Origin of the sequence: Vreelandella sedimenti, assembly GCF_013416325.1 — a bacterium.
Lineage (GTDB): Bacteria > Pseudomonadota > Gammaproteobacteria > Pseudomonadales > Halomonadaceae > Vreelandella > Vreelandella sedimenti.
Genome location: NZ_JACCGK010000013.1, coordinates 115,589 through 128,524, shown reverse-complemented (window position 1 = coordinate 128,524; position 12,936 = coordinate 115,589). Strand labels below are relative to the sequence as shown.

The window sequence follows — 12,936 nt, the reverse complement described above, 5'->3', positions numbered from 1 at the left end:
CGGTGCGCTACGTTTACTCTTCCAAGTTTTCTGGCGTATAGCTCACGTTATTGGCCGCTTGGATGGTGCGAATGACCTGCCAGTTGTCTTGGTAGTTGATGGGTATGAATTTCTCGACGCCCTCAAACTCTTCACCAAGTTCGGTGCCGACAAAATCAAAGCTAAAAAAGGCTTCCTCTATTTTCTCGACCAGGTCGGGATGCAAGTTGTGCGCGTAGTTATAGGAGGTAGTCGGGAAACGGTCGGATTCGTAGATCAGACGCACGTCCTCTTCATCATAAAGACCGCGTGCTGCCATCCGCTCGACGACTTCTGAGGCCACGGGGGCCGCATCGTAATCCTTGGCCACCACGCCCAGCATGGATTGGTCGTGGCTACCCGAGTAGACCACTTCGTAATCTTCATCGGGGGTAATACCGAGTTCCGGCAGCAGTGCACGAGGGGCTAAATTGCCCGAGTTTGAGGTGGGGGAGGTATGGGCAACGCGTTTGCCTTTGAGATCCTCGACCTCATGGATATCAGAGTCGACATGAGTAAATAACTGCAGGGTGTAACCGAATTGGCCGTCATCAGAACCCATCAAGGCAAACGGCACGGCACCGGCCAAATTCACCGCAAACGGCGTAGGGCCTGTGGAGAAACCAGCGATATGCAGCCGACCGCTGCGCATGGCTTCAACTTGGGCAGCGTTTGACTGTACAGCGAAGAAACGCACATCCCGTTCGGTAACCTCGGCCAAGTGATCGATAAACGGCTGCCAGATATCCGAATAGATAGCCGGGTCTTCGACGGGCGTATAAGCAAAAATCAGCGTGTCCGGATTAACCCACTGCGACTCATCGGCAGGGCGATCCGCGACCATATCGCCATCGTCATCACAATAGATGGTATCCAGGTCGCCACGTTCGCACTCTGCGAAGGCATGGGTAGAGAGCAGGGTGAGCGGTAGTAGAGATGCAGCGATAAGCATCGCAAGCGGGCGCTGGCGGAAGAGCGAAGTTGTCATGGTGAGCCTCGTTTGTGCGTTATTGTTGTGTTCTTGCTATGGGGCAGGCTGTATTTCCTTGGCTGCGTTTTGCCACTATTGAAAGCGGGAACTGTTTCGTAAGTGGACATTCCGCGTCAAGGATGGTTATTTTCGAAAGCAGACACCTTCAATCTAGGGTTTGTGACAAACTTATGTCAAATACTTTACAGCCGCTCTCCGACCATTGGCGCAACCGCTATTTATTCATGCGCCACGGCCATAGTCAGGCTAATCAACAGAGGGTAATTGTCAGCTCGCCGGGGCGGGGGGTGGAACACTTTGGCCTCTCCGAGCATGGTGAGCAACAACTTGCCCAGCTTGTTGCCGACTGGCAGTGGCCTGTGCCGACCCGCGTGGTGCATTCAGACTTTTTGCGTACCACTCAAACCGCTGCTCATGTGGCGGCCAGATTCGGGTTAGTACCCAGCGTGGATACGCGCTTGCGGGAACGAAATTTTGGCGAACTAGAGGGACTGAGTGACGAGCACTATCCCAGTATATGGGCGTTCGATGCCGAGGATGCTGAACACCAGCACCAAGGAGTAGAAGCGTTGAGCCGGGTGGCGAGCCGTATGCAGGCGGTGATCGGTGATTGGGAACAACAGGTAAGCGGGGAAATCATTCTGTTCGTCAGTCACGGTGATCCACTGCAAATCCTGCTGACTGCCCTGGCCGGGAAGCCGCTGACGTCCCACCGTGAGCAAACCCCGTTAGCACCCGCTAGCATTACTCTTTATGGGCATGGCGTGTAATCCACTGAAAGCTGTGTGGTAGTCTCTAAGAAAAGTAAAGAGAACCTGTTATGCCTGCTCCTTTATCGCCGGATGCGCCGAGCCTGCTGAATGCCCTTGCTTTGGGCAGCCGTGCGCTAATCGACGCGCACTTTTGGAGTGAAGGCGTCGATCAGCTATTGGCGGCGCTAGGGGAAGCGTCGGGTGTCAATCGGGTGTGGATATTTCAAACCATAGAGCGCAACCCAAACGGTGTCTTGCAGGATTTTGTTTTTGAGTGGGCATCTTCATCACACTATCGTGAGCGAACGCAAAAACGCTTTCGCTTTTTTACCACGCTGATCGACGATCCCGAGTATGAGGAAATGGTTAATCGTCGGGAGCGTGGTGACTCGCACACCTGTATTACCTCGAAGGTGGATCCGGGATCGCTGCGCGACAATTTGGAAAGCCAGTCGATTCTATCGATGGTGACCGTTCCGATTATGGTGGATGGTCAGTGGTGGGGGACTCTGGGCTTTGATGACTGTGAACGCGAAGTTGACTGGGAGGGAGCGGGGTTGCAGGCGCTAGTGATCAGCGCTGAACTAATCGCTTCGGCTATTTATCGTCAGCAGCTTACCCGCAGGCAGCGGCAGGTTGATCTGCTGCAGCAGGTCGCCGCCTGCGGTACCTGGGAGATCAACACTCGCAGTGGCGCCACCTGGTGCTCTTCGGCGTTGCTGCTTTCGCTGGGTTATCCTGGCGATTATGCAAGGCTCCCGTTGCGTCGCTTACTGGCCCACACCATGCCCACTGACCGCTTACGGGTGTTTGGTTTGATTCGCGAGTGCCATCAGCGGCTGCAAACCCAATGCCGTATTGATGTCCAGCTCAGGGTCGCATCCGGGCAGTGGCGTTGGCATGAGCTGGTGATGGAAAGCTACTACTCCGATGATGGCTATTTAGCGCGTATTGGTGGCCTAGTCATCGATATTAGCCAACGTAAAAAAAGCGAAGAGCAGGCCTGGGCGGCGGCGGAGTTTGACGCCTTGACCGGCACACGCAACCGACGTGGCTTGGCTAACCACTTAGCACAACTCAATGGGCAAGCTGAAGCGGCAGCCTATTATTTGCTGATGATTGATATTGATTACTTCAAACATATCAATGATCGCTACGGTCACCCTGCGGGGGATACGCTGCTGGTGGAGATGGCAAAGCGGGTGTATGAGGCCCTGCGGCCCGAGGATTGTCTGGCAAGGTTCGGCGGTGAAGAGTTTGCCGTTACGGCGGGTGATTTATCGCACCAACAGGTAGTCCAACTGGGTGAGCGTATTCGCCAAACAGTAGCCCAGCAACCGTTTTACCTGACGGCGGGTGATTCGCAAACGCCGATGATGGTGACACTCACCGTCAGCGTGGGAATTGCACCTCTGGCGCTCACCAGTGATTTAGACCACAGTCAGGCAGTAGCCGTTGCCCAGGCCGACCAAGCGCTCTATGCTGCCAAAGAGGCTGGGCGAAATCGCGTTGTGGCTCACTGGCAGCCGTGATGACGACTACTGATAAGATTTATTGATGCGACGGTGGAATCCAGGCAATCATATCGACTTCCACATCAGCGCCGCCAGCCAAGCCGGTTACCCCGATACAGGTGCGGGTGGGTAGAGGCTGGGGAAAGTAACTGGCGTAGACCTTATTCACTTCGTCGAAGTGGCCCATATTGGTAATGAACACCCGAGACTGGACCACATACTCGAAGGCACTTCCGACTTCTTCCAGCACAATCGCCAGGTTCTGCATCACCCGATGGGTCTGTTCGGTAAAGGTGCCCAAAAGCATTTCATTAGTCTCTGGTACCGTCGGCATCTGGCCAGTGATAAAGACCAGATCACCTACGCGGCAGGCGTGGGAAAAAGGCGCAATCGGTTGCGGGGCGCGGTCGATAAATAGCTTTTCAATCATGCTTTTATCCTTATTTGAATGTTTTTAAAACATCATGGGCCTCAAGTGAGGCCCATGATGACGAACTTATCCACAGCCGCTTTGTCGCTGAGTCTGTGTATTAGTGCCCGAGAATCTGGCTTAAGAACAGCTGGGTACGTTCAGACTGGGGATTATTGAAGAACGGCTCAGGCGCGTTCTCTTCAATGATTTGCCCCTGATCCATAAAGATCACCCGGTCGGCGACGGTTTTGGCGAAGCCCATTTCGTGGGTCACGCAGATCATGGTCATGCCTTCTTCCGCCAGTTCCACCATAACGTCCAGCACCTCTTTGATCATCTCGGGGTCTAAAGCGGAGGTGGGCTCGTCAAACAGCATGACGTCGGGGTGCATGCACAGCGAGCGGGCAATCGCTACACGCTGCTGTTGCCCGCCCGAGAGCTGCCCCGGGTACTTAGTCGCCTGCTCGGCAATGCGTACCCGTTCTAGGTACTCCATGGCTAGCGCTTCAGCCTCTTTGCGGGGCTTCTTTTGTACCCACATTGGCGCAATACAGCAGTTTTCCAGCACTGATAAATGCGGGAACAGATTGAAGTGCTGAAACACCATGCCGACGCTGCGACGAATCTGCTCAATGCGCTTAACGTCTTGGGTCAGCGGTAGACCGCCCACCACAATTTCACCTTTTTGGTGCTCTTCAAGGTGGTTAATGCAGCGAATCAGCGTTGATTTACCCGAACCTGAGGGGCCGCAAACCACGATACGTTCGCCGCGTTTTACCTCAAGGTAGATATCCCGCAGTACGTGAAAATCGCCGTACCACTTGTTAACGTTGTGCATCTCGACCATCAGGTCAGAAGTACTGGTGTCAGAGGTATTGGTGGCTGCTTGTGTCATGTTGAAATCCTACTTAAAACGTAAAGAGATTCGGCACTCGTACTTAAGCTTGTACTTGAACTAGCGCTTATGGCCGGTGTTTAGCTTGCGCTCCAAGTACTGGCTGTAGCGCGACATGCTGAAACAGAATATCCAGAACACGAACGCGGCAAATACATAACCCTCTACCGAGAAGCCCAGCCAGCGCGAGTCGGAAAGCGCCGCTTGCACAATGCCCAACAGGTCAAACAGCCCGATGATCATGACCAGGGTGGTGTCTTTAAACAGTGAGATAAACGTATTGACGATGCCAGGAATCATCATTTTCAGTGCCTGGGGCATCACGATTAGCCCCATGCGCTTCCAATACGTCATCCCTAGTGCCGCGGCGGCCTCATCTTGCCCTTTAGGAATCGCCTGCAAACCACCGCGAATAACCTCGGCCATATAGGCACTTTGGAACAGCGTCAGGCCGATTAGCGCACGTATAAGGCGATCCACGTTAAGTTCAGACGGCAGGAACAGCGGCAGCATCACCGAGGCCATAAACAGAATGGTGATTAGCGGCACACCGCGCCAAAACTCGATAAAAATCACGCAGAAGGTTTTGACGATGGGCATGTTCGAGCGTCGCCCAAGGGCTAATACGATGCCAATAGGCAGTGCGCCAATCATCCCCACGCTAGCCAGTAGCAGCGTCAGCATCAAACCGCCCCAGCGGTGGGTGGAAACACGCGGTAGATCAAAGTAGCCGCCGTGTAGCAGCACGTAGGCGATCACCGGGAAGATCAGCAGCGCAAATAGTGTCATCCAGCGCTTAAACGGCAGGCGCGGAATGACCATCCAGGCAATAATGCCAGCGAACATGGCAAACACGATATTGGCGCGCCAATACTCCTCACTCGGGTAGAGGCCGTACATGAACTGGGAAAAGCGTGCATTAACGAATACCCAGCAGGCGCCCACCCGGGAGCAATCTTCACGGCTATCGCCCACCCAGTCGGCATCAATGAATGCCCACTGAATCGTTGGCACCACGAGTAGATACAGCACGTAGAGGCCCAACAGCGTAAAAATGCTATTGATGGGGCCGTTGAACAGATTGCCGCGTAGCCAAGCAACCGGCCCAATGGTGCCTTTAGGAGCCGGGCGCTGAGGTATGGTTTCTTTATTGTGAATCATGGGGTCGCCTCCGGCCTAGCGTTCGACCAGCGCAACGCGAGCGTTGAACCAGTTCATGAACATGGACACCAGCAAGCTGATGATCAGATAAACCGCCATGGTCATGGCAATGACTTCGATTGCCTGACCGGTCTGGTTGAGCGTGGTGCCGGCAAAAACCGATACCAGGTCGGGGTAGCCGATGGCGGTGGCCAGTGACGAGTTTTTAATCAGGTTGAGGTATTGGCTGGTGAGCGGCGGAATAATGACGCGCATAGCCTGGGGAATGATGATTAGGCGCAGCACTAGCTTGCGCGGCAAGCTCAATGCCTGGGCGGCTTCCGTTTGGCCATGGGGGATGGCTTGGATGCCTGAGCGCACAATCTCCGCAATGAAGGAGGCAGTATAGATAGAAAGCGCCAGCCACAGAGCCAAAAATTCAGGAATAATGGTGATACCACCGCCGAAGTTAAAGCCGCGCAGTACCGGCATCTCCCAGGTAACCGGTACACCGGTAGCGACCAGTACCAGCAGCGGTAGGCCAAAGATAATCACCAGCGACATCCAGAAAACCGGCAGGCGCTTGCCGGTGGCTTCGTGGCGGCGCTTGTTCCACATGACCAGTGCGATGCTGGCAATAATGGCCACCACGAAGGTGGCTGGGATAAGACCAAATCCTGACTCGAACAGCGGCTGAGGCAGGTACAGCCCGCGCACGTTCAGAAAAATGGCTTCACCAAAGGCCATGCTCTCTCTAGCGCTGGGTAACGTCCGCAGTACCGCGAAGTACCAGAAGAAAATTTGCAGCAGCAGCGGGATATTACGAAACGTTTCGATATACGCATTGGCTAGCCGAGCGATCAACCAGTTGGGCGATAGCCGCGCGATACCGACGATAAAACCAATAATTGAGGCAGCTAACACCCCCAATCCACCGACTAGCAGCGTATTGAGTAAGCCAATCACAAAAGTGCGGCCGTAGGTACTTTGGGAGGAGTACTCGATTAAGCTTTGACCAATACCAAAGCCGGCTGTGTTGCCCAGGAAGCTAAAGCCAGTGGTAATGCCGCGAGCATTCAGGTTGGCTTGGGTATTGCCGATAATATAGATCAGGAAAGCCGCGACAACGGCGACCAATATGAGCTGAAAAATAAGTGCGCGCTTAGCGCGGTCTCGCCAAAACGGCGGCTTGTGGCCGGCGGGGCGAACGTTGGGTCTTACAGACATGGATGGCGTCTCCGCTACACGGAAGGTCAATCAAATGGCCCGCCACGACCTTTAAACAGATACCTGTGAAGAGGGTGGCGGGCCGGGGTCAAGCGAGACGCTTAGCGAATCGGGGGAGCGTACTGGAAGCCGCCGTCTGTCCATAGGGCGTTAACACCGCGCTCAATTTCAAGCGGAGAGTCCATGCCCACGTTGCGGTCGAAGCTTTCAGCGTAGTTACCCACTTGGCTAATAATGTTGTAAGCCCAATCTGCTTCTAGATTCATGCCTTCACCGTAGTTGCCGTCTTGGCCTAGCAAGCGAGCGATGTTGGGATCTTCAGAGTTAAGCATTTCTTCAGCGTTTTCACTGGTGACGCCGTACTCTTCGGCGTTAATCATGGCGAACAGTGTCCATTTCACAATGTTGAACCAAAGATCGTCACCCTGACGAACCACAGGGCCTAGTGGCTCTTTGGAGATAACGTCAGACAGGATCATTGAGGCTGAAGGATCGTCTAGCTGAATACGTAGCGCCGCTAGCTGAGAGGTATCGGAGGTTAGCACGTCACAGCGGCCGGCCTGATAGCCACCCACGGTTTGCTCAGAGGTATCAAAAACGATCGGGTTGAATTCCATGTCGTTAGCACGGAAGTAGTCGGCCAAGTTCAATTCCGTGGTAGTACCCGACTGAATACAGATAGAAGCGCCGTCTAGCTCATCGGCACCGGTAATACCTAGATCGCGTGAAACCATGAAGCCCTGACCATCATAGAATGTTACGCCGGTGAAGTTCAGGCCCAGAGTGGTATCGCGGGTAGTCGTCCAGGTGGTGTTACGTGAAAGTACATCGACCTCACCAGACTGCAGAGCGGTGAAGCGCTCTACGGCGTTGAGCGAAATATAGTTGACGGCTTCTGAGTCGCCGAGTACCGCTGCCGCTACTGCGCGGCAAACATCAACGTCCAGGCCTTGCCAGTTACCGTCGTCATCCGGTGCTGAGAAGCCCGGCAAGCCATCGCTCACACCACACTGAACAGCGCCACGCTCAATGGTATCTTCCAAGGTGTCGGCTTGAGCAGTCGCCATTCCCGCCAGGCTAAGTGAGCCAGCGGACGCCAGAAGCGCTAGGTGTTTTTTATTGAACATTTAGTTTCCCTCGAAGTTATTGAAATCAGTAATTGAAATAGTTATGCATGCCGTAGCATGTAACTAAACCTAGCAAGGAAGATGCCAACAAGGGTACAGGCGTTAATTCAGCGCTTTTCAACGCTACTCAGCGAATTCGAGACGAACGTCTAGGTGCAAAAAAGGTTACCGCCCACCTCGCATTGCACCGTTATAGGGCAAGCTGAGGTGGGCGGTAACACAAAGGCAGTTATTAGGCGTGGTTTATTCGGCCGCGAATGCCTTGCGCATAAACGGCGGAAGGGCGAGCGCACCGCGATGGGCGTCAACGCTATAGTACTCAAGCGGCAATTCGTGGTTGGCGGCTGCCTGCTCGCGGAACGTATTCACGTCGGCGGCTTTACCCGCCAATGTTACGCTCCACCAGCCTGAGGGATATACTGGCTGCGGGAAGGGCAGCGTGGCAACGCTGTCAAAACCGGCTTTTAACATGTCGCTGCGCAACTCACGGATGATTGAGCCACTGTGGTAAAGCGGTGATTCGCTCTGTTGCACCATTACGCCGCCGCGTTTCAAAATACGGTGGCAGCGCTTGAGAAAATCAGTTTTAAACAGCCCTTCAGCGGGTCCAACCGGGTCGGTGGAGTCGATAATCAGCACATCGATGCTCTCATCAGGTGCATCGTCCACCCACTTCACGCCATCGGCGAACAGCAGCTCGGCGCGGGGGTCGTTATTCGACGCTACCAACGACGGGAAAAAGCGCTTAGAGGCCTTGGTGACCTCTTCATCGATATCAATTTGGGTAACTTTTTCCACACCTGGGTGGCGGAGAACCTCTTTTAAGGTGCCGCAGTCACCACCGCCGATAATCACCACACGCTTGGGCTCTTGGTGAGTAAACAGCGCCGGGTGTGCGATCATCTCGTGGTAGAGGAAGTTATCGCGATCAGTCAGCATCACGCAGCCGTCCAGCACCATCAGGTTGCCGTAGGTCTCGGTGGCGTAGACCTCTAGATGCTGGTATTGGCTCTGCACATCCAGCAGTTTTTCAGAGATCTTCAGTGAGAAAGCGCTGCCGTGGCTATCAAAGACTTCGGTAAACCATTGGTCGTCGCGTAAATCGCTCATCAATTGGCTCCTGAGTGCTGTGCATTTGTATGCGTTGGAATATCGCGGTGATACTGCGGGCTTAATTCGTGCAGCGCCTCCATAAAGGCAGTGACGTTGTCGGGGTTGGTAAACTGGCTGATTCCGTGGCCCAGGTTAAACACGTGGCCAGGGCCATGGCCGTAGCTCTCCAGCACGCGGGCTACTTCAGCACGTATAGCCGAGGGGCGGGCAAACAGAACGTTGGGATCAAGATTGCCCTGTAGCGCCACTTTGTGACCAACTCGAGCGCGAGCATTGGAAAGCTCGGTAGACCAGTCGATACCCAGCGCATCGGCACCGGCGCAGGCGATATGCTCAAGCCACTGGCCGCCGTTTTTGGTGAAGAGAATCACCGGTACGCGGCGACCATCGTGCTCGCGGATCAGTCCCGAAACGATCTGCTCCATGTAGCGCAGTGAGAACTCAAGGTACGCAGGGGTAGAGAGTGCGCCGCCCCAGGTATCAAAAATCTGCACCGCTTGGGCACCCGCGCGAATTTGGGCGTTCAGATAGTCAGTCACCGCATGTGCCAGCGTATCCAGCAACTGGTGCATGGTATCTGGCGTGTCGTAAAGCATGGTTTTCAGATGACGGAAGTCCTTGCTGGAACCGCCCTCCACCATATAGGTCGCCAGTGTCCAGGGGCTGCCGGAGAAGCCGATCAGCGGCATGCGACCGTTCAGCTCGCGGCGAATGGTTGAAACTGCACGCATCACGTAATCAAGGTCGCGCTCTGCGTCGGGCACGCTTAGCGCGGCGACTTCTTCCTGTGTACGTACGGTTTTACGGAATTTTGGGCCTTCGCCGGTTTCAAAATAGAGCCCCAAGCCCATGGCATCTGGAATGGTCAAAATATCTGAAAACAGAATGGCCGCATCCAGCGGATAACGCTCCAGGGGCTGCAGGGTGACTTCGCAGGCCAAGTCATGGTTGCGGCACAGATCCATAAAACTGCCCGCATCGGCCCGGCTGGCACGGTATTCCGGCAGATAGCGGCCCGCTTGACGCATCATCCACACCGGGGTGCGGTCAACGGACTGGCGCGCTAGTGCACGAAGAAAGCGATCATTTTGCAAAGGTGTAGTGGTCATAGACACTTGCTCTTAGGAAATTTGCCCGCATTGTATTGGAAACCGTACTTGGGAGCGTACTTGAAACCGTTTTGGGGATCATATGAGGGCAATTGTACTTGAAGATAGGCGTTAGGGCGGCGTACTCGATGGCAAAAATCGTCGCACCCGGCCAATTTTTCTCCATTATTTAGTCGCCTTGTCAGCGTGAGGCGGGCGCCGCTTCCTGTTAGAATACTGGCCCACTTTGCCAACACTGGTGTGGTTAACTGGTTTGGTCAATCAGCGAGGTAACCTGTGACCATTCGCTTCATTGCCGCTTCCCGGCTGCCCACGCCCTGGGCAACGTTTACTATGCATGGCTTCGAAGATGAGGCTACCGGCAAGGATCATATCGCCTTAACGTTAGGTGATGTGACCGGCGGTGAGCCGGTGTTGGGGCGGGTGCACTCCGAGTGTTTGACCGGTGATGCACTCTTCTCCATGCGCTGCGACTGTGGCTATCAGCTCCAGGAAGCGCTGAAACGCATCGCTGAAGAGGGCCGCGGCGTGCTGTTTTACCTGCGCCAAGAGGGGCGGGGAATTGGGCTGTTAAACAAAATTCGTGCCTACCACCTGCAAGATCAAGGTGCTGATACGGTCGAGGCCAACGAGCAGCTCGGCTTTGGCGCCGACATGCGCCGCTATGATCTGTGCGTGCCGATGCTTAACCATTTGGGCATCACAGCGTTAAGGCTTATGACCAACAATCCGCGCAAGGTAGATGCCCTCACCCGCGATGGCGTGAATGTTGTCGAACGTTTGTCGATCACCACCGGTCTCAACCCTCATAACGAGCAGTATCTCTCAACCAAAGCGGGCAAGCTTGGCCATATGATGGCTCTGGATGACTTCACCCACGCCAGCGATGTGGATATTGAGCGCAAGGGGTGATATGAGTGGGGGATAGCATGCCAGGAGCGCCCCAGGATGAACGCCGTCCGTAAGGAGCAGTACAAGCAGCAGCGTGAAAACTCTCCCGAAGAGCAGGGCGAATTCAGCGTCGTTGAAGAGTACCTGCACAGCATCACTCACGGTATTGGTGCCGTGCTAAGCCTGGTGGGAATGGTCGTGCTGCTGATGGCCGCGAGCTACGCTGCCTCTGTCGACCCGTGGAAAATTGTCAGCCTGAGCCTGTACGGCACCACGCTAGTTCTGCTTTATACCGCCTCGACCCTTTACCATGGCATCCCTCATCGGCGCTGGAAGCAGCGCTTTCAGTTACTTGATCACTGCGCGATTTATTTACTCATCGCGGGTACTTACACGCCTTTTTTACTCGTCAATATGCGTGGCACTACCGGCTGGGTTTTGTTTGCCGCCGTGTGGTCGCTGGCGTTGGTGGGGATCGCCTGCATACTGCTATGGCCTCAACGTTTTTCGATATTACGTGTGGCGATTTACCTACTCATGGGCTGGATGATCGTGCTGGCATCAGGAGAGATGGCGGCAAGTCTTTCAACGACCGACATTGCCCTGCTGGCCGCAGGAGGAATTACCTACACGCTAGGGGTGGTCTTCTACGCCGTGCGTGCGATCCCCTACAACCATGCGATTTGGCATCTGTTTGTAGTGGCTGGCAGCACCTGTCACTACTTCGCCGTTTATAGCGCCGTTCTACCGCACATTTCGGCTGCCTAATGGTTATTCGCTCGACTTCGAATCATTGCCAGCTTGAACCCGCATGTAAATTAGATGGTTTTTAAGGGGTTAAAAATACCTGTAACTCGCAATTTCCCACTGTAGACTAAACGTTAAACTTAAGTTTTAGGATGTTGAGCCGAAAGTAGTATCAGGTTTAGATGCAGACCTTGATGTATTTAACGCCGCGCATCCTGAAAAAACACAGTGGGTTCGTATAGTGATGTCTATTGCCACACCCAAAACGATATTTAATAAGTTTTTCCAACAAGAGGATTGTCATGAGCACTGTTAACAACGCCCACGACACGACGATGCCGTCGGTACTGGGCAAAAAAGACAGTACTGATGAGATGGTGCATCGCATAGGTCACTTAACGCGCCTACTGCGGGACAGCATGAAAGAGCTGGGCCTAGATCAGCAGATTAGCCAGGCAGCGCAGGCAATACCGGATGCTAATGACCGGCTCAACTACGTTGCCTCAATGACGGAGCAGGCAGCAGAGCGGGCATTGAATGCCGTTGAGCGCGCGCAACCGCTGCAAGACAGTCTTGAAGAAGAAGGCGCTGCGCTTAATAAGCGCTGGCAGGCGGCGGCAGCTAAGCTCGCGGCAGTAGAAGGTGACGCTAAGCTCGTCGAGGATACGCAGAACTTTTTGAGCAGTAAGCTTCCCACCGCAACCGGTGCTACTCAAAAAGAGCTGCTTGAAATCATGATGGCGCAAGACTTCCAGGATCTCACCGGTCAGGTGATTAAAAAAATGATGGAAGTCATCAAGCTAATCGAAGAGCAGCTTGTTCAGGTGTTAGTGGATAATGTTCCTAACGTCACCGACGGCGTTAAGGTGGCAGATGACCGCGATGAACATGCCAAGCTGCGTAACGGGCCGCAGGTGAACCAGAATAAGGCGGATGTGGTGGCAGGTCAGGATCAAGTAGACGATTTGCTCGATGACCTTGGCTTTTAAGCAAAGCCAGA

The 12,936-nt window shown here is 54.2% G+C and carries 13 protein-coding genes; 5 read left to right on the top strand and 8 right to left on the bottom strand.

What is annotated here, in order from left to right; translation table 11 throughout:
- Positions 1-13: 13 nt before the first annotated feature.
- Positions 14-1,006: a phosphate/phosphite/phosphonate ABC transporter substrate-binding protein gene (phnD, locus tag HZU72_RS15670; RefSeq protein WP_180093752.1), complete on the bottom strand. Its 993-nt coding sequence runs from the start codon at positions 1,004-1,006 to the stop codon at positions 14-16.
- A gap of 173 nt (positions 1,007-1,179) precedes the next feature.
- Between phnD and HZU72_RS15665 the strand changes: the two genes are divergently transcribed.
- Positions 1,180-1,779, top strand: a complete 600-nt coding sequence (locus HZU72_RS15665) for a histidine phosphatase family protein (RefSeq protein WP_180093750.1) — start codon at positions 1,180-1,182, stop codon at positions 1,777-1,779.
- 50 nt (positions 1,780-1,829) lie between these two features.
- Positions 1,830-3,293 carry a sensor domain-containing diguanylate cyclase gene (locus HZU72_RS15660; protein WP_180093747.1) on the top strand — a complete coding sequence of 488 codons (1,464 nt, stop codon included), beginning with the start codon at positions 1,830-1,832 and terminating at the stop codon, positions 3,291-3,293.
- Positions 3,294-3,312: 19 nt separating this feature from the next.
- Here HZU72_RS15660 and HZU72_RS15655 read toward each other — a convergent pair whose 3' ends face one another.
- The 7 genes from HZU72_RS15655 to hemE all read right to left on the bottom strand — a co-directional run bounded on the left by HZU72_RS15655 (position 3,313) and on the right by hemE (position 10,298).
- On the bottom strand, positions 3,313-3,705 hold the full coding sequence (locus HZU72_RS15655) for a RidA family protein (protein WP_180093738.1): 393 nt from the start codon (positions 3,703-3,705) through the stop codon (positions 3,313-3,315).
- A gap of 100 nt (positions 3,706-3,805) precedes the next feature.
- Positions 3,806-4,534 carry an amino acid ABC transporter ATP-binding protein gene (locus HZU72_RS15650; RefSeq protein WP_035539314.1) on the bottom strand — a complete coding sequence of 243 codons (729 nt, stop codon included), beginning with the start codon at positions 4,532-4,534 and terminating at the stop codon, positions 3,806-3,808.
- 108 nt (positions 4,535-4,642) lie between these two features.
- Complete coding sequence (locus HZU72_RS15645; protein ID WP_180093734.1) at positions 4,643-5,743, bottom strand: amino acid ABC transporter permease; 1,101 nt, start codon at positions 5,741-5,743, stop codon at positions 4,643-4,645.
- A 15-nt stretch (positions 5,744-5,758) separates the two neighbouring features.
- A complete protein-coding gene (locus HZU72_RS15640) occupies positions 5,759-6,949 on the bottom strand; it encodes an amino acid ABC transporter permease (RefSeq protein ID WP_180093732.1) in 1,191 nt (396 codons plus the stop codon).
- A 101-nt stretch (positions 6,950-7,050) separates the two neighbouring features.
- Positions 7,051-8,076 (bottom strand): amino acid ABC transporter substrate-binding protein, encoded by a 1,026-nt coding sequence (locus HZU72_RS15635; protein WP_180093730.1) that lies wholly within the window; start codon positions 8,074-8,076, stop codon positions 7,051-7,053.
- A 243-nt stretch (positions 8,077-8,319) separates the two neighbouring features.
- Positions 8,320-9,186 (bottom strand): polyamine aminopropyltransferase, encoded by an 867-nt coding sequence (gene speE, locus HZU72_RS15630; protein ID WP_180093728.1) that lies wholly within the window; start codon positions 9,184-9,186, stop codon positions 8,320-8,322.
- Positions 9,186-10,298 carry a uroporphyrinogen decarboxylase gene (hemE, locus tag HZU72_RS15625; protein ID WP_180093726.1) on the bottom strand — a complete coding sequence of 371 codons (1,113 nt, stop codon included), beginning with the start codon at positions 10,296-10,298 and terminating at the stop codon, positions 9,186-9,188. Before hemE ends, speE begins: the two co-directional genes overlap by 1 nt.
- A gap of 276 nt (positions 10,299-10,574) precedes the next feature.
- On the opposite strand from hemE, the gene ribA reads away from it, so the two are divergent.
- The 3 genes from ribA (at position 10,575) to cheZ (ending at position 12,925) form a co-directional block, all read left to right on the top strand.
- The gene (ribA, locus tag HZU72_RS15620; protein WP_009286177.1) at positions 10,575-11,210 is read left to right on the top strand and encodes a GTP cyclohydrolase II; all 636 of its coding nucleotides are present in this window, start codon (positions 10,575-10,577) and stop codon (positions 11,208-11,210) included.
- A gap of 36 nt (positions 11,211-11,246) precedes the next feature.
- Positions 11,247-11,957 (top strand): PAQR family membrane homeostasis protein TrhA, encoded by a 711-nt coding sequence (gene trhA / locus HZU72_RS15615; RefSeq protein WP_180093724.1) that lies wholly within the window; start codon positions 11,247-11,249, stop codon positions 11,955-11,957.
- Between the two features lie 281 nt (positions 11,958-12,238).
- The gene (gene cheZ / locus HZU72_RS15610) at positions 12,239-12,925 is read left to right on the top strand and encodes a protein phosphatase CheZ (protein ID WP_180093715.1); all 687 of its coding nucleotides are present in this window, start codon (positions 12,239-12,241) and stop codon (positions 12,923-12,925) included.
- Positions 12,926-12,936: the final 11 nt, after the last annotated feature.